The organism is Geoalkalibacter subterraneus (genome assembly GCF_000827125.1).
In the GTDB taxonomy this organism is placed as follows: domain Bacteria; phylum Desulfobacterota; class Desulfuromonadia; order Desulfuromonadales; family Geoalkalibacteraceae; genus Geoalkalibacter_A; species Geoalkalibacter_A subterraneus.
In genome coordinates, this window is the sequence record NZ_CP010311.1 from 300757 (window position 1) to 319302 (window position 18546).

The following is an 18546-nucleotide window of genomic DNA, read 5'->3' on the forward strand; positions in this document are numbered from 1 at the left end:
GGGGACTCCGCCGCTACTTCTCTATTCCCTTTCGCGCGGCGATGCCCTGTTGAAAATAGTGCTTAACCTCGCACATTTCCGTCACCAGGTCGGCTTTCTCCACCAGTTCGGTTGGGGCGTTGCGTCCGGTCAGCACCAGTTCTGTTTGCCGTGGGCGCAGACGCAGTAGATCAACGATGTCTTCACGGGTTACCAATCCTTTGGTCAGGGCGCCGAGCAGTTCATCCAGCACGATCAGGTCGTAGTCGCCGGATGTCAATGCCTCTATCGCTTCCGCCATGCCGGTGCGGGCAAGCTGCCGATCTTCAACTGAGGGCTCGCTACGTATGAATTTACCGGTACCGAAAGCACGATGGATGATGCGATCGTTTAGAGGCTGCAGAGCGGTCCATTCCGATGAATCCCCCTTTTTCAGAAACTGACAAAAGAAGACTTTTCCTCCGGCTCCGGCGCAGCGCACCGCCAGCCCTACCGCGGCCGTGGTCTTGCCTTTACCGCTACCGGTGTAGATCTGCACATAACCCTGGCCAGGCATCTAAACCTCCGAGAGCATCGCGACTTCACCGATGACGATAGTGGCCGGATGGCTGATCTGTCGGTCGGCGACACAGGACAAGACCTCCTCCAGGGTGGTAGAGAAAATCCGTTCCTGCTCGGTTTCCAGATTCTGGCCGATCAGCACCGGCGTGGTGGCCGCCATGCCGTGTTTGAGCAACTGATTTCGGATGACCGGCATGTTTCTGACTCCCATGTAGATGACGAGGGTAAAGCCGAGGTTTACCAGCGCGTCCCAGCGGTAACTGGTTTCCAGATTGTCAGCCTTGGTGTGGCCGGTGATGAAGACCACTCCTGCCGCAGAGCGGCGATCAGTCAGGGCACTCTGGACCCGGGCGACCAGGGATGAGGCCGAGGTGACGCCGGGGATGATGGTGACGCGGGCTCCGCTGGCGCGGCCTGCTTCCACTTCCTCCACGGTGCGGGCAAAGACCGAGGTGTCACCCCCTTTGAGACGGACGACGCGCTTGCCCCGTTGCAGTTGCTCGATAATTAACTCATTGATCTGGGCCTGGGTCCGGCAATGGGCGTCGTAGGGGCGCTTGCCGACATCCACGACTTCACAGCGGATATGCTCCCGGATGGCGGGATGAATCAGGCGGTCGTAGAGAACGACTTCGGCACGGCGGATCGCTTCGATCCCCGCGAGGGTAATGGATTGCGCGCCCAGACCAGCGCCGACGATAATAAGTTCGCTCATGTTATCTCACAAATCGATTGCCGCCTGTTGCGCGGCCTGTTCCAGCAGATCAAGAAAAATCGCCCGCACGGCGGGGTTCTGTCCCAGCCCTTCGAGGATGGGTGTCACCTGATATCCATCGTTCTCAAGCAGGGTCAGCCACGAGTCCTCTTCGTCCCCAGCCATGTCATTGCAGGCATGATCCCCGGCCACGTACATCAGCGGTTTTATCAGCACCTTGCGGGTTCCAGCATTGGCCAGTTTTTCTCGTACGGTTTCGAAGTCGGGCAGTCCTTCCACCAGTCCGATGCAAACCGGGATGTTGTATTCACGCCGTAGCAGGATTTCCAGTTCGTAATAAGCGCCCTGGGCCATGTGTTCATTACCGTGGCCCATGTAGATCAGGGTGGCATCAGCGGCACGGGCGTCGTCGATATCGGGTTTCAGAGCCCGCACCAGGGCGCCGAGCTGTTCGCGATGGCCAAAAGAGCCCAGCAGGGGTTTGCCGATCGCGACCTTCTCGAAAGGCTGCCATTGAGGTTTGTGGGTTCTGATAGCACCCAGCGCTTGGACATACACAGCCAGATCACGGTACTCTTCGCCGTCAACGATCAGGACCGGTTGCACCACGATCCGGCGATAGCCCTCATTCTGCAGGTCGGCCATGACTCCCAGTATGTTTTTGACAGTGTATATCTGCTCGGGAATAGCTGGATGTTCACGGAGATAGTTGACATCGGTGGCACGCGCATGCCACTTGCGCCGAATGATGTTGGAAGTGAAGGCCAGGCGGACAGGGACGTCGGGATAACGCTCTTCCACCTCGTGCAGCATGGCCAGAATCGGTTCCAGGGTTGCTGGATAGGTGGTGCCGAAGGCCGCCAGGACGATAGCCGCGGGAGATTTCTGTTCGCGCTGCTTCATGTTCGTATATCCACCAGATAGTCGCGATTGATCATCGCTTCGTCGAAGGTTGCCATACCGTTTAACACGCCGATCGCAGCATCGATAATACCGAAAGCCAACGGGCAACCGCTGCCTTCACCCAACCGCATGTTCAGGTGCAGCATCGGTTCCAGACCAAGTTCGCGCATGATGTGAACATAGCCGGGTTCCGCCGACAGATGAGAGGGGATCATGTACTCCCGGACCAGCGGGTTGAGGCGGCATGCGATCAGCGCAGCTGCAGCGGAGATAAAACCATCGATGACGATCGGTACTTTGCAATGAGCGGCACCCAGAAAGCAACCGGCCATGCCCGCAACGTCCAGGCCACCGACTTTGGCCAGGACATCCAGTGGATCGTTCGGGTCGGGCTGATGGAGCGCCAGTGCAGCGCTGATGATCTGTTTCTTACGTATCAGGGTTTCGTCGCTGATGCCACCGCCTTTGCCGACGGCGTCATCGGCATCGGCTCCGGTAAAGGCCATGTACACGGCGCTGCTGCAACTGGTGTTGCCGATTCCCATTTCGCCGGTGCCGATCAGGTTATAGCCCTCGTCGACCAGATTTTTGACCATCTCGATGCCGATCAGCAGAGCCTGTTCCGCTTCGCAGCGATCCATGGCTGGTTCCTTGGCGAAATTGGCGGTGCCGGGGCGGATTTTGCGTTTGATCAGGCCCGGATGAGAGAGGGTCGGTTTGATGCCGATGTCAACCACGCGCAAGTCAGCGCCGTTGGCGGCGCTGATGACGCAGATGCCGGTGATGTTCTTGAGCATATTGATGGACTGGATGGCGGTCACTTCCTGGGGGGCGCAGGCAATACCCTCTTCGACGACACCGTGATCGGCGGCCATGACGATGGTGCATTTCTTCCGGGCTGCGGGGGTGATGGTACCGCTGATGGCGGCCACCTGCGCGGCGATTTCTTCCAGTTTCCCCAGACTGCCCGGGGGCTTGACAAGACTGTCGATGCGTGCCTGGGCGGCGGCGCGGATTTCGGCACTTACGGGTTCGATGGCGTTTATAAAGGTTTGTAGCTTGGAGGTTTGCAGCATGAAAGCTCCTTTATCGAAAAGTTTTTTCTCGCGAATGTCTTAATTTCGTTCCGTTATGTAACGACACAGTTCCTCGACGGTACGCGGCGGGGTACTCCGGGGAGAGCCCAGCGCATTCCACACCTGCACCACGAAAGGAAGGCCGAGTCCGAAGCGGGTCAGTACCTCCTGCTGTGCAGACAGTGCGTCAGTCGGAATGCGCGCCACGCACTTGCCGGCATCCATGATGACCATCGTGTTACTCCACTGATAGGCAAAATCCAGATCATGGGTCGCCAGCACAACACTGAGTCCGCTCGCGTGGAGTTCGTTGAGCAGATTCAGCAGTTCGTCTTGCATAGCGGGGTCGAGTCCAGCCATGGGTTCATCCAGAATCAGAACTCTGGGATGCATGGCCAGTACTCCGGCGAGACAGACCCGTTTTTTCTGCCCGAAACTCAGGTGCTGCACCGGCTTATGGGCGCAATCGTTGAGGTGTACAGCAGCAAGTGCCCGATCAACTCTGTGCTGGACTTCTTCCGCTGCCAGCCCAAGATTGAGCGGCCCGAAGGCAACGTCTTCGCGCACACTGGCGGAAAAAAGCTGACTGTCGGGGTTCTGGAATACCATGCCGATATCGGTACGCAGGCGGACGAGTTCAGCGCGGCGGTAGTTCAGGAGCCGCTCATCATAGAGCACCTCTCCCTGCTGGGGCTGCAGCAGACCGTTGGTATGCAGGAGCAGAGTGGTTTTGCCAGCGCCATTGGCACCGAGGACGGCGGTGCGTTCCCCTTCTGCAATCATGAAGGTGCAGTCATCAAGGCCTCTGCTGCCGTCGGGGTAGCTGTAGTGTACCGCCTGAAATTCGAGAATGGCGCGTGTCATCCGGCGATCACCATGGCAATATTCAGGCCCGATCCCGCCAGCAGGGCAATCAGGCTGTCGCGCCCGGCGTGGGGAAAGGTCTGATCGGCAAAGCGCAAAGGACCCTCTCCTGATCGCGCTTGAGCAGCGGCATGCAATTGTCCCGCCCGTTGCCAGAGTTGCAGCGTGGTATGGGCGATCAGCATTCCCAACGAGCGCAGGGAGCGGTGGGCGCTGATATATCCCAGGCGCGCCATTTGTGCCGTGCGAGTATCACTTACGACCTGCGCGAAAACAAAAAGCGAACGGTAACCCAGCACCATGATATCGATCAGCAACTCAGGAGTCCGCAAGCGCCGCAACAACGCCATCATATCTCCTAAAGGGGTCGTCAACGCCAGAAACAGCAGGGCGCAAAGGCAGGCGAGAGAGCGGGTGCACACCAACATCGCCTGCTCGAGCTGTTGCGGTGGGAAAGAAAACGAAACATCATGCCATGAGTCCCCCCAGGAGAGTGAAAGAGCGATGGAAAACGCACTCAACGCCAGAAAAAACAGCGCCGGGGCAAGAATGAGCAGATAAGAGCGCCAGGCGACCCGTGCTACGCCCAGTGTCAGAAGTGCAAATACCAGCGTCACGGCAGCGGCAGCCGGCACAGTAGCCGCCAGAAAAGCCGCGCTCAAACCGCTCAGGGTAAAAATCCCCTTGGCGCTCGGCGCAACATGTCGCCAGGCACCGTAATGACTGAAACGCTCTATGTACATGGCTGCCCGTTCTGCCATGCACGCCGCATCCGCACGCGGGTGATGGAGACGCCAAGATAATAGCCGATGAAGCCGCCGCCAAGAGCGGCCTGAAATGCAAACAGAAGGGATTCAATCTCTGCGCTGGGGGGCTCCCATAACGGGCCGAACCAGGGCTCGTAGTCCGGCGCAATTTCGATAATAGCATCCATTGCCTCGCCGTCCGCGCCGGAAAATATCTCTTTATCCGCCACCGGTTGCACCACCCACAGGGGTAGCAGCGCCAGCAGAAAGACTGCCAGTATCAGCAGCAGGTTCTGGTGCTTTTTCATGGCTGTACCTCGCGTGGTTGCAGCAGCTTCATTTTCCTGAGTTCCTGAGGGTTGAAGCGTTTCAGTGCATTAAAAATCAACACCGACAGCAACCCTTCGATGAAGGCCAGCGGGAGCTGTGTCAAGGCAAAAATGGAAGCAAACTTGGCGAAAGAAGCGACGAAGCCACCCACCGGATCGGGAAAGGCCAGTGCCAGTTGCGCCGACGTCGTGAGATAGGTCATCAGGTTAGCGCTGAAGGTGGCAAGAAATACGGCCATTCCAAACGGTAAACGGAATATGCGCGCCAACCGGAATACGCTGTAGGCCACAAACGGCCCGACAATCGCCATGGAAAAAATGTTGGCCCCCAGCGTTGTGATGCCACCATGGGCCAGCAAAAGCGCCTGAAAAAGCAGGACCACCAAACCAACGGGCGCCATGGCCGTTGGCCCGAACAGGAGAGCGCCAAATCCCGTCCCGGTAGGGTGGGAGCAACTCCCGGTGACCGACGGAATTTTCAGTGCGGAAAGGATAAAGGTAAAGGCGGCCGCAACGCCGAGGAGCATACGATACTCCGGGTGCTTTCGGACTTTTTGGCCGAGGGAATAGACTCCGTAAGCGACAACGGGAGCCGACGCCAAGCTCCAGCCGATTGCGTGATCAGCTGGGAGAAATCCTTCCATGATGTGCATCTTTTCCCTCCTGTGTTCCCATTTGGCAGCGTGAGGGGCGCGATAAAAAACCCGCCTCCTGAAAAGACAGGGGCGGGTTTCCGAATTTAAAGCCGCGCGTGCCCACGCTCCCATACCCGGGGAGATAAAAGTGGATGTTTCGACGGCAGGTCTTCTGACTTACGAGTTTCCGTTAACAACCGGAACCTGTGGCAGCCTTCCCGATTAAAAAAATTAACCAGTGGCATCATTGCCCGAGGTTTAACTCGCTTACAGCGGCGGGTCCGTGGAGGATTTACACCTCACTTCCCGTTGTCGTTATACCCAGCGTAGAGCGACAAGCCTTGCGGCACCGGCGAAACTTTTCAAATTGTTGATCGTTTATAGGAATTCTTGTGGCCTGGTGTCAAGGTTTAATTTGTCACCCACAGGCGGGGTTCCAAAGTCTGGCAACCAAGGAATTACAACCATCCAACTCTGTTTTGCCTCAGCCGGAAATGGGCTCACATCAACAGCATCGATTACGACCCGAATGATGACTCTATCATCCTCTCCTTGCGTCATCAGGGCGTGATCAAGGTTGGTCGGGACAAAGAGGTCAAATGGATCCTTGCTCCCAACGTCGGCTGGACCAAGGACATGGCCGCCAAGGTGCTGACCCCCGTTGACGGCAAGGGCAGAAAACTCGACTGCGTAGGTGCCAAATGCAACAACACGGAGTTTGACTGGAGCTTTACCCAGCATACGGCTTGGCTCAGTGAGCGTGGCGAGAACAACGAGCGCTACACGACCATGAGTGTTTTCGACAATGGTGACGGCCGTGAGCTTGAACAGCCGGCTCTTTCCCAGGACAAGTGGTCCCGCGCCGCCGAGTACAGGATCGATGAGAAGAACCTGACGGTCCAGCAGACCTGGCAGTTCGGCAAGGAGCGCGGCTGGGACTGGTACAGTGCCGTGACCTCGAACGTCAAGTACGATCCTGAAATGAAGACCTATTTCTTGTCAGCCCATACCAGATAAAGGGGATAGTCGTGATATGTTAACCGGTCGGATCCTGAACCAGCTAACAATTCTTCCATTCAGGGGCGCGTTTTGCCAGAAAGGCGCTGACGCCTTCAACCGCATCCTCCGTGGAGCTGAGAGTCGCAAACAGATCATCCATCAGGTCCAGCCCCTGGTGATAAGGGATATCCTGCAGCCGGTTGATTCCCTCCTTGCCGATCTGCAGGGCGAGCGGGCTTTTGGCGGCCAGTTTTTCCGCCAGGCTGCTGGCGGCTTCCTGCAGTTGGGCTTCGGGCACCACCCGGTTGACCAGCCCCAGTCTCTGCGCCTCCTGCGCCTTGATCGTGTCTCCCGTCAAAACCATCTCCAGCGTTTTCTTGCGGCCGATTAATCGGATCATCGGTGCCGCCGGTCCCAGGCAGATCAAGCCGACATTGATGGCGGTGGTTCCGAATACTGCTGTGTCGGCAGCCAGGGTCAGATCGCAGCCGAAGGCCAGACCGGCGCCGTTGGCCACGGCATAGCCGTGCACGGCGGCAATTGTCACCGTTTTCATCCGCGCAAGAGTGTGGTAGAAAACATCAATCTGATAAAGGAACTCACGCGCTTCACGCTGGGTGCGGGAGGGAAACTGGTCGAGCGATATGCCCGTGCAGAAATTCTTGCCAGCTCCGTTGATCACGACAACCCGGATGTCCGGATCATTTTCCATGTCCCAGAGGGCGGCATCAAGTTGCTGGGCAAAGGGGATGGTGAACGTATTCATCGCCTCGGGGCGGTTCAATGTGATCCGCCCAATGGCGCCTTCTTTGCTGCTGACAATCAGGTCTTGAGACATATGTCCTCCCTGCAGGTGAATTGGCGATATCGGAAAAGGGTCTTATTGTTTTTTTAACATCCCTGCGGGGCAGTGCAAGAGCTTCATTTGGAGAGGAGGAAAAGATGGCGGTTTTTGAGGTCAAACATCCGCTGGTCAAGCATAAACTGGGTTTGATGCGACACAAGAGCATCAGCACCAAGGATTTCCGGGAACTTGCCTCCGAAGTGGCGCGCATGCTGACCTATGAGGCCACCCGCGATCTGGAAACAGAGCCGCATAACACCCATGGCTGGGCCGGGCCTGTCGAGGTGGAAAGGATCAAGGGGAAGAAGATTACCATTGTTCCCATCCTGCGGGCAGGGCTGGGGATGATGGACGGGGTGCTCGATTTGATCCCCAGCGTCAAGGTCAGCGTGGTTGGCCTCTATCGCGATGAGACAACGCTTGAACCGGTCACTTATTTCAGCAAACTAGCCGGCAATATGGCCAGCCGCACCGCGCTGATCCTCGATCCGATGCTGGCGACCGGTGGCAGCCTGGTGGCGACCGTGGATATGCTCAAGGAGGTCGGATGCACCAGTATCCGTGGTATCTTCCTGGTGGCGGCGCCTGAAGGGATTGAGCGCCTGCAGCATAAACACCCCGATGTCGACCTCTACGTTGCGGCCATCGATGAGCGACTGGATGAAAACGGTTATATCCTGCCTGGTCTTGGCGATGCCGGGGACAAGATTTTCGGCACCCGATAACACCGCCAGGCTTTTCAGGACAAATATTGGAGAAGGTTTTTATATGCTCCCTGCACAGTGCGTCGTTCTTGACCTCGAAACCACAGGCACCAGCCCCCAGTATGACCGCATCATCGAGATCGGGCTCTGCGAAATCGAGCAGGGCCGCGTGGTGGGAGAGTGGTCATCGCTGGTCAACCCCGAAGTGCGCCTGTCGCCTTTTATCGTTCAGTACACCGGCATCAGCGACGCGCTGGTGGCCGAGGCGCCGCCTTTACCCCCAGTATCGGCGCCATGGGCTCGATGCGCTGATTGAGCGGCACGGGCTGCGGGCTGAGGCACGCCACCGCGCCCTGGGTGATGTGCGTATGACCTGGGAGTTCGTCTGCCGGGCGCTGGAGGAAAACCCGCCTGAAACCGTATCGCATGCCTTGGACAAGATCCTTGGCCCTCTCGCTGCCCAGTCCGGTCACCAAAGCTCCTCCCAAAAAAAAGAGAGCGGCACAGCAGGCCGCTCTCTTCGAGGTGTAGTAAGCGATAATCCGGGGCAGGGTCAGCTCCCCTTGACTCCCTTGGCGATGCGGCTGCCGACCTCTTTGTCGATATTGCTCCAGTATTCGAGGGCGCGCTTCAGAACCGGTTCCGAGACGCCGCCTTTGAGATGGCCGACCACGTTGGACACCAGCCGGTCGCGTTGGGCGTCGTTCATGACCTCGCGCACCAGGGCGCCGGGCTGGCTGAAGTCGTCATCATCCTTGCGCAGGGTATAGGCCGTGCGCATGAACTCCCCGCTGGCACTCCAGACCGCGGACTCGGGGTAGCGCTCCGGGTCGGCTTGCGGGCCGCCCTTGGAGTTCGGGACATACACCGGATCGGAGACATTGTCGATCCGCATTGCGCCGCCTTTGCTGTAGCTGTGCACCGGGCATTTCGGCCGGTTGACCGGAATCTGCCTGTAGTTGACGCCCAGGCGTGCGCGGTGGGCATCGGCATAGGAAATCAGGCGGGCAAGCAGCATGCGGTCGGGGCTTGGGCCGATGCCGGGAACGAAGTTGTTCGGCTCGAAAGCGGCCTGTTCGATCTCGGTGTGGAAGTCGCTCGGGTTGCGATTCAACGTCAATCGGCCGACCTCGTGCAGGGGATAATCCTCGTGCGGCCAGACCTTGGTCAGGTCGAAGGGATTGAAGCGATAGTTGGCTGCCTCCTCGAAGGGCATGATCTGCACCTTCAGCGTCCAGCTAGGGCAATCGCCTTTCTTGATCGCGTTGAACAGGTCGCGGCGATGGCAGTCGGCGTCTTCGCCGGCGATGCGGTCGGCCTCCTCCTGGGGGAGGGTCTCGATCCCCTGGTCGGTCTTGAAGTGGTATTTGACCCAGAAGCGCTCACCCTTGGCATTGACCCACATATAGGTATGACTGGTATAGCCGTTCATGTGGCGATAGCTCCTGGGAACGCCGCGGTCACTCATCAGGATGGTGACCTGGTGGGCGGTCTCGGGCGACAGGGTCCAGAAATCCCACTGCATGTCGTTGTCGCGCAGGCCGCTGTCGGCGCGGCGTTTCTGCGAGTGGATGAAATGCTGGAATTTCATCGGATCGCGCACGAAGAACACCGGCGTGTTGTTGCCGACCATGTCGTAGTTGCCCTCGGAAGTGTAGAACTTGAGGGCAAAACCGCGCACATCCCGCCAGGTGTCGGGGCTGCCGCCCTCGCCGGCGACTGTCGAAAAACGGGCCAGCACATCGGTCTTGGTCCCGGGCTGGAACAGCGCGGCCTTGGTGTAGGCGCTGACATCCTGGGTGACTTCAAAGTGCCCAAAGGCCCCCGAGCCCTTCGCGTGGGGCTGGCGGTCGGGAATCATCTCCCGGTTGAAGCTGGCCATCTGTTCCATGAGATAGTGATCATGCAGCAGGATAGGACCGTCGGGGCCGACGGTCAGGGAAAATTCATCGCTGGAGACCGGGGCTCCCGCGTCGGTGGTGGTGAATTTTGGATCGTCTTTTTTCATGTGGTCTGTCTCCTTTTCGGCAGAAAATCATTTTGTCGAGACGTGATGCTGTGACAACAAAGAGTAGCAAAAAAAAATTAAATTGCAGGACTGCAGGATAAATATTTCTGCCATTTTTCGTCAGTTAGGCAGATGCCGAATAGCTCGTGTTCTGCCGAACAATAGATCGCGCTTGATTGCGGTGTGTCCCGGCGCTAGGATTGCCCTTCGTGCTTTGGTCACGATGTAGGCGATATTCCAGGGCTGTACGTCGGCTCTTTAAGGAGGCTTTTTATGGAAAAACAGGAAAAGAATACTGAAGTCTGTCCCCCGGTTGATCTGAGCGGCGAGGCGGGTTGGACGCCTTTTGATGCGCCTTCTCTGGTGGGGGCCTCGCTGCGTTTTGTGTCCGGAGAGCCGGATGGCAACCGCTACCGGGTGCGCTATTACAAGGATGACGCCGAGCAGCTGCGGGCACGCATCTGGTTCGGACCTGAAACGGAAGGCCCCCCGGGGCACGCCCATGGCGGCGCCATGGCGGCGGTGCTGGACGAAGTGCTGGGGTTGGCGGCCTGGGCGGCAGGCCACTCCATCGTGGTCGGCAATCTCAATGTCAGCTTCCGCAATCTTCTGCCGCTTGAACAGGTGGTGACGGTGGAGAGCGAGGTCGTTTCCGCCCAGGGACGCAAGGTGATGGTACATGGGCGGATCTGCTTGGGAGAAACTGTTTTCGCCGAAGCCGAGTGCCTCTGCATCACCATTCGCGATAAATAAAATTACAAAATCCCTTTCGTTCTAATGCTCCCGGCTGTCACCGCCGACAAGAAAAGCAGAAATCTATCTTTGTAGATCTTTTCTTGATGCCGGACACTGTTTCAACACCTGTCCGCGGTGGAGGTTTCCCATGGTCAAAGGAATCGATGGCTCGTCGTTTAACCCGGCGCACAATGCTGCCGCAAAAGCCGGCGGGCAGGAGCCCAGGAAGATGGAGGCGATGCGTGGTGAGGGCCGCGACCAGGCTCGGAAATCCCAGGGAGAGGACCGTGTTTCGCTGAGCCGGCAGAAAGCGGCAGATGAGACCTACAAGGCGGAAGCCGCGCGTGCCGAGCTGTCGCCGCAGTTCACGCTGCTGCGCGACCTGGTGGCCAAGACGCTCCGTGAGCAGGAAGCTCATTTCTCCATCGCGGTCAATGGCGAGCAGAAAGGGATCGAGGATCTGACGCCCGAGGAGGCGCAGGAGCTGGTTGCCGAGGATGGCTATTTCGGTGTTGAGCAGACTTCACAGCGTATCGTCGATTTTGCCATCGGCCTGGCAGGCAATGACCCGGATAAAATCGATGCCATCCTGGAAGGGGTCGAGCGCGGCTTCCAGGAGGTCGAAAAAGCCTTTGGCGGAACTTTGCCGGAAATTTCCCATCAGACCTACGATGCCATTCGTGAAAAACTCGATGACTGGGTCGCGAGTTTTGAAGAGCAGCAGTAGCCAGGCTGCAGGAAGGTCTGTCACCGCAGAAGATGACGTTGCACCCCGCGGCCCTCGCTGAACAGCAACAGATCCTCTGAAATTAAAAAAGCCCCCGGAATTCTCCGGGGGCTTTTTTTACGGCCTGTTAGCTAATGGGCCGAATCGTGCGGGGAAGGGCTTACATCATGCCCATGCCGCCCATTCCACCCATGCCGCCCATGTCCGGCATGCCACCGCCCATGCCGCCTTTGTTATCGTCCTGGGGGACGTCGGCGATGCAGGCTTCGGTGGTCAGCATCAGGCCGGCCACGGAACCGGCGTTCTGCAGGGCGCTGCGGGTGACCTTGGTGGGGTCGATGATGCCCGCCTTGAGCAGGTCGGTGTAGGTGTCGTTGGCCGCATCGAAACCGATGGCACCGGTTTCGCCCATGAGCTTGTTGACCACGATGGAGCCTTCCATGCCGGCATTGCTAGCGATCTGGCGCAGCGGCTCTTCGAGGGCGCGACGCACGATCTGGACGCCGAATTTCTGCTCGCCTTCGACCTCGACTTTATCGAGAGCGGCAATGGCGCGCAGCAGAGCCACACCGCCACCGGGGACGATACCTTCTTCCACGGCAGCGCGGGTCGCGTGCAGGGCGTCTTCGACGCGGGCTTTCTTCTCTTTCATCTCGGTTTCAGTAGCTGCGCCGACTTTCACCACGGCTACGCCGCCGACCAGTTTGGCAAGACGCTCCTGAAGCTTCTCGCGGTCGTAGTCGCTGGTGGTTTCCTCGATCTGGGCGCGGATCTGCTTGACGCGTGCCTCGATGTCGGCTTCAGCGCCGGCACCGTCGATGATGGTGGTGTTGTCCTTGTCGATGACGATGCGCTTGGCGGTGCCGAGCATGTCGATGGTGGCGTTCTCGAGCTTGAAGCCGATCTCTTCGCTGATGACCTTGCCGCCGGTGAGCACGGCAATGTCTTCGAGCATGGCTTTGCGGCGGTCGCCGAAGCCGGGAGCCTTGACGGCGGCAATGTTGATGGTGCCGCGCAACTTGTTGACGACCAGAGTGGCCAGCGCTTCGCCTTCAACATCCTCGGCGATGATCATCAGGGGGCGGCCCTGCTTGGCCACCGGCTCAAGAACCGGCAGCAGGTCACGCATGTTGCTGATCTTCTTGTCGTGGATCAGGATCAGGGCGTCTTCCAGCACCGTTTCCATGCGCTCGGCATCGGTCACGAAATAGGGGCTGAGGTAGCCGCGGTCGAACTGCATCCCCTCGACGGTTTCGAGAGAGGTTTCCATCGACTTGGCTTCTTCGACGGTGATGACCCCTTCCTTGCCGACCTTCTCCATGGCTTCGGCGAGGATGTTGCCGATGGTGGCGTCGCCGTTGGCGGAGATGGTGCCGACCTGGGCGATTTCGGTGTGGTCCTTGATCGGCTTGGACAGCTCTTTAAGGCTGCCGACAGCGCATTCAACGGCCTTGTCGATGCCGCGCTTGATCTCCATGGGACTGTGGCCGGCGGTGACCAGCTTGACGCCTTCGCGATAGATGGCCTGGGCCAGCACGGTCGCAGTGGTGGTGCCGTCGCCGGCGACGTCGGAAGTCTTCGAAGCAACTTCCTTGACCAGCTGTGCGCCCATGTTTTCGAATTTGTCTCCCAGTTCGATCTCCTTGGCGACGGTCACGCCGTCCTTGGTGATCAGGGGAGCGCCGAAGGATTTTTCAATCACCACGTTGCGCCCTTTAGGGCCGAGAGTCACCTTGACGGCGTTGGCCAGGGTGTTGACCCCTTTGAGAATGCGGGCACGGGCGTCCTGCCCGAATTTGATTTCTTTTGCTGCCATATTGAAATGTCCTCCTTAGTGTAGATTGACTGACGACCAGTTGTGAAAGGCGTGAATTACTCAATGATGCCGAGGATGTCGTCCTCGCGCATCATCATGTATTCCTTGCCTTTGATTTTGATTTCGGTGCCGGCATATTTGCCGAACAGCACTTTGTCGCCGACCTTGACGTCGAGAGGGATGACCTTGCCGTCTTCGGTCTTCTTGCCGTTGCCAACGGCGATGACCTTGCCCTCCTGGGGCTTTTCCTTGGCGGTGTCGGGGATGATGATTCCGGAAGCCGTTGTGGTTTCTTCCTCGACCCGTTCAACAATGATACGGTCCTGCAGAGGCCTGATGTTCATGATGCGTGTTTCTCCTTTCTGCGAGTAAGGATATGCGGGCTGTGCCCGTGAGGATGTCGACCTTGCTTTGTTAGCACTCATCTGGAGTGAGTGCTAACGATAGGCCTAAATATAATCAGCGTGAAAACAATGTCAAGGGGGGAATTGGCAAAAATGTGACGAGGGTCGTGAGATGACGGCGGGTTCAGACTCTTTTTATCGATCCATCAGCGCCTGCCACAGGCTGTCTGCCAGCCTGTGGGCGACACGCTGAGCGATCTCCTGGCGTTTTTCAGGCAGTGCGGCCTGGTCGTGGTCGAAGTACAACAAGTCGCTGTCATGGATCGTCAAGGTGGAATCCTCGTTCCCGGGCTGAAACAGCTGCAGACGCGCCTGTATCTGGATGGTCGTGGAGCCGCCGCCGCTGTCCTCCAGAAATCCGTAGAGTTCGCCGGTGAGGTAATGGTGCCGTGCGAGCTGTCCGCCGTCGATTTCGGCTGGGATTTTTTTCAGGATTACGAAAGAGTAGCTGTTTTCAGGTGACTGCTCGCCGCGCAGATTGAGTTCGTCGACAAACGTATCGAACAGTGGATCGGCGACCGGGGCGGGGACCATGACGGTGCGAAAAGGCGCAATATAGATGACTTGAGTGTCGGGGCGCAAAACAAACCCCGCTTTTTTCTCCACCGTGGTTGACTCGGCGGCACATGCGGCAAGGCAAAGCGTTGAGAGCAGTGCAAGCAGCCGGACGATCATTGACTGAAACTCCTTTCGGCTGAAAATTCGAACAAATGGCCCGAGCGTGGGCCATGCTAGCCGGGTGAGGCCTGCAATGTCAATTGCTCCAGAATCGGCTCCTGAGGTTCTCTTTTCCACAGCAATGCGATTTTGATTTGGTCCGGTCGACAAAAGAACCGATAATGATTATTCTTTGCCTGACAACTGACAACTGACAACTGACAACTGACAACGGAGCACCAGATGCATAAAAAACTTTTTATTCCCGGTCCAGTGGAAGTCTCCCCCGATGTCATGGAAGCCATGTGCGCCCCTATGGTCGGACACCGGATGGCGGAGTATGCCCAGCTGCATGAAAAAGTGACGCGGGGATTGAAGACCCTGCTCAATACCGAGGATCCCGTGTTTCTCTCGACCTCGAGCGCTTTCGGGGTGATGGAGGGCGCGGTGCGCAACCTGGTGCAGAAACGTTGTGCCTGCTTCGGCAACGGCGCCTTCAGTACCAAATGGCATGACGTCACCCGCCGCTGCGGCATCGAGGCGGATCTGTTCAGCGCCGAATGGGGGCAGCCGATCTCCGCAGAGATGGTTGACCAGGCCCTGGCCGGTGGGAAATACGATGCCATGACCCTGGTGCACAATGAAACGTCCACCGGCGTCATGTCGCCGCTGGCGGAAATCGCCGAAGTGATGAAGAAGTACCCGGATGTTTCTTTTATCGTCGATACGGTCTCCTCCATGACGGCGGTCCCGCTTGATCTGGCCGCGCTGGGCACCGATGTCTGCCTGGCCGGCGTTCAGAAGGCGTTTGGCCTGCCGCCGGGGCTGGCCGTCTTCGCGGTTTCGCCCCGGGCTCTCGAAAAGGCCCGCAGCACGCCCAATCGCGGGTATTATTTTGACTTCGAGGAGTTTGAAAAGAACGACCTGAAGCACAACACTCCCAGCACCCCCTGCATCAGCCTCATCTACGCTATGGCGCACCAGCTCGACAAGATGTTTGCCGAAGGGCTGGCCGCGCGCTACGCCCGCCATGCGCAGATGGCCGACACCACCCGGCAGTGGGTGCAGCAGCAGGGATTCTCCCTGTTCGCCGCCGAAGGGGCGCGCTCGCAGACCCTGACCTGCGCCTGCAATGATGAGCGCACCGACCTGGAGCGGCTCAAGAAGCTCGCCGGGGAGCAGGGTTATGCCATCGATAACGGCTACGGCAAGATCAAGAACAAAACTTTTCGCATCCCACACATGGCCGACATGACCATGGCTGACCTGCAGGAACTTTTTACCCTGCTGGAGTCGCTGCTCCCTAAAGTGCGCCCCTGATGCAATGTCGGTAGAACTTCTTGATCGACGTTGAATCGCGCAGGTGGACAAGTCTCGTCCTCGGACCTCGGCGGCGATGCGGGTTGACTTGGCTTTTGCGCTGAACGTATCATTGAGGATTGAACCCTTGCCGCAATTCGTCTTTTTTGCACGAGTTGCCGAAATGGGAGTCCCTTAAATTATGGCTATTCGAAAAATACTGCATTATCCCGATCCTGTGCTGCGGCAGAAGTCTGAAACCGTTGACGAGGTCGACGACGAGATTCGCACGCTGGCCGATGACATGGCGGAAACCATGTATGCGGCGCCCGGAGTCGGCCTGGCCGCGCCCCAGGTGGGCGTGCTCAAACGGGTCATTGTCCTTGACTGCGCCGGCGACGACGATCAACGGCGCCTTATCTGTGCCGTCAACCCTGAAATCCTTTCTCTTGAAGGCGAAATCTGCGAGGAGGAAGGCTGTCTGTCGGTGCCGAGCTATTACGCCAAGGTCACACGCAGCCCGCGAGCGCGAGTCCGCTACCTCGACCTTGATGGACAGCAGGTTGAACTGGACGCTGAAGGACTCCTGGCGGTGGCCTTCCAGCACGAGATCGAACATCTCGACGGGGTGTTGTTCATCGATCACCTCTCCCCACTGAAAAAGAGCCTGTTTAAAAAGAAGTATAAAAAGATTCTGGAGCAGAAGCAGGAGGAGTTGTGATCGACGCCAAGGATATCCGCACCGTTTTCATGGGCACGCCTGCGTTTGCCCTGGCCACCCTTGAGGGACTGATCGATGCCGGCCTCGATTTGGTCGGGGTCTATACCCAGCCTGATCGGCCTAAAGGGCGAGGCAAAAAAACAGCCCCGCCGCCGGTCAAAGAGCTGGCGGAGCAGCATGGCATCAAAGTGTTTCAGCCCGACAAGTTGAGACGGCCTGAGGTTGTCGACGAATTGCGCGCCCTGGCGCCCGACCTGATCGTGGTGGTGGCCTACGGGCAGATTCTTCCCAAGAGCGTCCTGGAAATTCCGCGCTTCGGCTGCATCAACGTGCATGCCAGCCTGCTGCCGCGTCATCGCGGAGCGGCCCCCATCAACAAGGCGATCATGGATGGCGACACCGAAACAGGGATCACCACCATGCTGATGGACGAGGGGCTCGATACCGGTGATATGCTGGTCAAGAAGGCGATTCCGATCGGGCCTGACGAAACAGCCGGAGAGCTTCACGACCGCCTGGCCCTGCTGGGGCGCGAGACCATCGAGGAGACCCTGACCCAGCTTCGGGCGGGAACGCTCCAGCCGCAGAAGCAGGACGATGCGTTGAGCACCTACGCGCCGATGCTGAAAAAAGGCGATGGGCTTATCGATTGGACGCAGGATGCGCGAATGCTGCACAACCAGGTGCGTGGCCTCGACCCCTGGCCCGGGGCTTATACCTATTTCAACGGCGAGGTGCTGCGCATCGCCCGCACCCAGGTCGTGGCGGGCTGCGGCGAGCCGGGCCGGGTGATGGCTGCGGACCAGTCAGGCATCAGGGTGGCCTGCGGCGAAGATTTTCTGAGTATAGGCGAACTCCAGCTTCCCGGTAAGAAACGTCTCAGCGCCGCTGATTTTCTGCGCGGCCGGGCGGATCTGAAACCGGGCACGCAACTCGGCTAAGGTTTTTTAGTGGTGGATTTTTCCCGGGCGCAAGCGCCTTTTCGGCCTCGCAAGCGGCTGTTCATCGGCCTGCTGGCCGGCGCGTGCGTCCTGATGTTTATTCTTGGCGTCCTGATGTGGTGGGTTCCCAGTGTCGGGTTGAGCAGCATTCATCCGATTCTGCCGCTGATTCTCGGACTGGTGCTGGCCTCTGTCGGGGCCGTGGTGTTCGGCGGCCTCGCCCTGCTGGTCATGACGGTATTGACGGGGCGTGATCTGCTGCTCTCCGAGCGCCTGCGCGGACTGGTGATCAAATACCTGTTTCCGGCCATTATCGGGCTTGGACGTCTGCTGCGGCTGGATCGCGATACCCTGCAGCAGTCGTTCATCGCTTTGAATAACCAGCTGGTGCGTGCCAAAAAAATACGGGTCGACACCACGCAGGTGCTGATTCTGCTGCCGCACTGCATTCAACTGTTCGACTGCGGTATCAAAATTACCGGCGATGTGAGTAAATGCAAACAGTGCGGACAGTGTGACATCAGCGGCCTGCTTGAGCTCTCTCGCGAGCGGGGGATCGATATCGCGGTGGCTACCGGCGGCACGCTGGCACGCAAGATTATCGTCGAAAAGAGGCCGCAGTTGATCGTTGCCGTTGCTTGTGAGCGCGACCTGACTGCCGGCATTCGCGACGCCTACCCCCTGCCGGTGATCGGCATCCTCAATCACCGGCCCAACGGCCCCTGCATCAATACACACGTAGTTTTCCAGCAGGTGCGCGAAGCCATCGATGAGTGCGTCGTCTCTTGAATTTCCCAAAATGATGATTAAGTTGCTCTGGCTGCATCTGGACGAGCCATCGCAAAAAGAAATTTTTGAAATCAAAAACTCAAAGGCAAACAAA

The 18546-nt window shown here is 58.3% G+C and carries 21 protein-coding genes, 1 pseudogene and 1 riboswitch; of the genes and pseudogenes, 9 read left to right on the plus strand and 13 right to left on the minus strand.

Annotated elements, in window-relative coordinates; translation table 11 throughout:
* Nucleotides 1–13: 13 nt before the first annotated feature.
* From GSUB_RS01445 to GSUB_RS01480, 8 genes are read right to left on the minus strand one after another with little or no spacing between them, the layout of a single operon-like run.
* Complete coding sequence (locus tag GSUB_RS01445; protein ID WP_040198861.1) at nucleotides 14–535, minus strand: cob(I)yrinic acid a,c-diamide adenosyltransferase; 522 nt, start codon at nucleotides 533–535, stop codon at nucleotides 14–16.
* The gene (gene cobA / locus GSUB_RS01450; protein WP_040198862.1) at nucleotides 536–1255 is read right to left on the minus strand and encodes a uroporphyrinogen-III C-methyltransferase; all 720 of its coding nucleotides are present in this window, start codon (nucleotides 1253–1255) and stop codon (nucleotides 536–538) included.
* A 6-nt stretch (nucleotides 1256–1261) separates the two neighbouring features.
* Nucleotides 1262–2158, minus strand: a complete 897-nt coding sequence (locus GSUB_RS01455) for a sirohydrochlorin cobaltochelatase (protein WP_040198863.1) — start codon at nucleotides 2156–2158, stop codon at nucleotides 1262–1264.
* On the minus strand, nucleotides 2155–3234 hold the full coding sequence (cobT, locus tag GSUB_RS01460) for a nicotinate-nucleotide--dimethylbenzimidazole phosphoribosyltransferase (protein ID WP_040198864.1): 1080 nt from the start codon (nucleotides 3232–3234) through the stop codon (nucleotides 2155–2157). The genes GSUB_RS01455 and cobT overlap by 4 nt, the downstream gene beginning before the upstream one ends.
* Nucleotides 3235–3273: 39 nt before the next feature.
* Nucleotides 3274–4098, minus strand: a complete 825-nt coding sequence (locus tag GSUB_RS01465; RefSeq protein ID WP_040198866.1) for an energy-coupling factor ABC transporter ATP-binding protein — start codon at nucleotides 4096–4098, stop codon at nucleotides 3274–3276.
* Nucleotides 4095–4859: a cobalt ECF transporter T component CbiQ gene (gene cbiQ, locus GSUB_RS01470; RefSeq protein WP_200890161.1), complete on the minus strand. Its 765-nt coding sequence runs from the start codon at nucleotides 4857–4859 to the stop codon at nucleotides 4095–4097. The genes GSUB_RS01465 and cbiQ overlap by 4 nt, the downstream gene beginning before the upstream one ends.
* On the minus strand, nucleotides 4832–5152 hold the full coding sequence (locus GSUB_RS01475) for an energy-coupling factor ABC transporter substrate-binding protein (protein WP_040198868.1): 321 nt from the start codon (nucleotides 5150–5152) through the stop codon (nucleotides 4832–4834). The genes cbiQ and GSUB_RS01475 overlap by 28 nt, the downstream gene beginning before the upstream one ends.
* Nucleotides 5149–5826: an energy-coupling factor ABC transporter permease gene (locus GSUB_RS01480; RefSeq protein ID WP_040198869.1), complete on the minus strand. Its 678-nt coding sequence runs from the start codon at nucleotides 5824–5826 to the stop codon at nucleotides 5149–5151. Before GSUB_RS01480 ends, GSUB_RS01475 begins: the two co-directional genes overlap by 4 nt.
* A 127-nt stretch (nucleotides 5827–5953) precedes the next feature.
* A riboswitch (cobalamin riboswitch) is annotated at nucleotides 5954–6177 on the minus strand.
* A gap of 105 nt (nucleotides 6178–6282) precedes the next feature.
* Between GSUB_RS01480 and GSUB_RS01485 the strand changes: the two are divergent.
* Nucleotides 6283–6813, plus strand: a pseudogene (locus GSUB_RS01485) (aryl-sulfate sulfotransferase); the annotation flags it as partial.
* Nucleotides 6814–6868: 55 nt separating this feature from the next.
* Here the strand turns inward: GSUB_RS01485 and GSUB_RS01490 are convergent.
* Nucleotides 6869–7645, minus strand: coding sequence for an enoyl-CoA hydratase/isomerase family protein (locus GSUB_RS01490; RefSeq protein ID WP_040198872.1), 777 nt, complete (start codon nucleotides 7643–7645; stop codon nucleotides 6869–6871).
* A 104-nt stretch (nucleotides 7646–7749) separates the two neighbouring features.
* Between GSUB_RS01490 and upp the strand changes: the two genes are divergently transcribed.
* Together upp and GSUB_RS18925 are read left to right on the plus strand one after the other, a co-directional pair.
* Nucleotides 7750–8376 (plus strand): uracil phosphoribosyltransferase, encoded by a 627-nt coding sequence (gene upp, locus GSUB_RS01495; protein WP_040198873.1) that lies wholly within the window; start codon nucleotides 7750–7752, stop codon nucleotides 8374–8376.
* A 43-nt stretch (nucleotides 8377–8419) separates the two neighbouring features.
* Nucleotides 8420–8671 carry a 3'-5' exonuclease gene (locus GSUB_RS18925; RefSeq protein WP_040198875.1) on the plus strand — a complete coding sequence of 84 codons (252 nt, stop codon included), beginning with the start codon at nucleotides 8420–8422 and terminating at the stop codon, nucleotides 8669–8671.
* Nucleotides 8672–8908: 237 nt separating this feature from the next.
* Here GSUB_RS18925 and GSUB_RS01505 read toward each other — a convergent pair whose 3' ends face one another.
* Nucleotides 8909–10363: a catalase gene (locus tag GSUB_RS01505; protein ID WP_040198876.1), complete on the minus strand. Its 1455-nt coding sequence runs from the start codon at nucleotides 10361–10363 to the stop codon at nucleotides 8909–8911.
* A gap of 273 nt (nucleotides 10364–10636) precedes the next feature.
* On the opposite strand from GSUB_RS01505, the gene GSUB_RS01510 reads away from it, so the two are divergent.
* Both GSUB_RS01510 and GSUB_RS01515 read left to right on the plus strand, forming a co-directional pair.
* Nucleotides 10637–11116 carry a PaaI family thioesterase gene (locus tag GSUB_RS01510; protein ID WP_040198877.1) on the plus strand — a complete coding sequence of 160 codons (480 nt, stop codon included), beginning with the start codon at nucleotides 10637–10639 and terminating at the stop codon, nucleotides 11114–11116.
* Between the two features lie 130 nt (nucleotides 11117–11246).
* Entirely contained in the window at nucleotides 11247–11825 is a 579-nt protein-coding gene (locus GSUB_RS01515) for a hypothetical protein (protein ID WP_052464349.1), read from the plus strand.
* A gap of 160 nt (nucleotides 11826–11985) precedes the next feature.
* Here the strand turns inward: GSUB_RS01515 and groL are convergent, their stop codons facing one another.
* From groL to GSUB_RS01530, 3 genes are all read right to left on the minus strand, one after another.
* Nucleotides 11986–13641 (minus strand): chaperonin GroEL, encoded by a 1656-nt coding sequence (groL, locus tag GSUB_RS01520; RefSeq protein ID WP_040198878.1) that lies wholly within the window; start codon nucleotides 13639–13641, stop codon nucleotides 11986–11988.
* Between the two features lie 56 nt (nucleotides 13642–13697).
* Nucleotides 13698–13985 (minus strand): co-chaperone GroES, encoded by a 288-nt coding sequence (groES, locus tag GSUB_RS01525; RefSeq protein ID WP_040198879.1) that lies wholly within the window; start codon nucleotides 13983–13985, stop codon nucleotides 13698–13700.
* Nucleotides 13986–14180: 195 nt separating this feature from the next.
* Nucleotides 14181–14720 carry a hypothetical protein gene (locus GSUB_RS01530; RefSeq protein ID WP_040198881.1) on the minus strand — a complete coding sequence of 180 codons (540 nt, stop codon included), beginning with the start codon at nucleotides 14718–14720 and terminating at the stop codon, nucleotides 14181–14183.
* 225 nt (nucleotides 14721–14945) lie between these two features.
* Between GSUB_RS01530 and GSUB_RS01535 the strand changes: the two genes are divergently transcribed.
* The 4 genes from GSUB_RS01535 (at nucleotide 14946) to GSUB_RS01550 (ending at nucleotide 18452) form a co-directional block, all read left to right on the plus strand.
* Nucleotides 14946–16022: a pyridoxal-phosphate-dependent aminotransferase family protein gene (locus GSUB_RS01535; RefSeq protein WP_040198882.1), complete on the plus strand. Its 1077-nt coding sequence runs from the start codon at nucleotides 14946–14948 to the stop codon at nucleotides 16020–16022.
* A 181-nt stretch (nucleotides 16023–16203) separates the two neighbouring features.
* Nucleotides 16204–16722 (plus strand): peptide deformylase, encoded by a 519-nt coding sequence (gene def / locus GSUB_RS01540; protein ID WP_040198883.1) that lies wholly within the window; start codon nucleotides 16204–16206, stop codon nucleotides 16720–16722.
* Nucleotides 16723–16751: 29 nt separating this feature from the next.
* Nucleotides 16752–17663, plus strand: coding sequence for a methionyl-tRNA formyltransferase (fmt, locus tag GSUB_RS01545; protein WP_040201912.1), 912 nt, complete (start codon nucleotides 16752–16754; stop codon nucleotides 17661–17663).
* A 12-nt stretch (nucleotides 17664–17675) separates the two neighbouring features.
* Nucleotides 17676–18452, plus strand: a complete 777-nt coding sequence (locus GSUB_RS01550) for a DUF116 domain-containing protein (protein WP_040198885.1) — start codon at nucleotides 17676–17678, stop codon at nucleotides 18450–18452.
* Nucleotides 18453–18546: the final 94 nt, after the last annotated feature.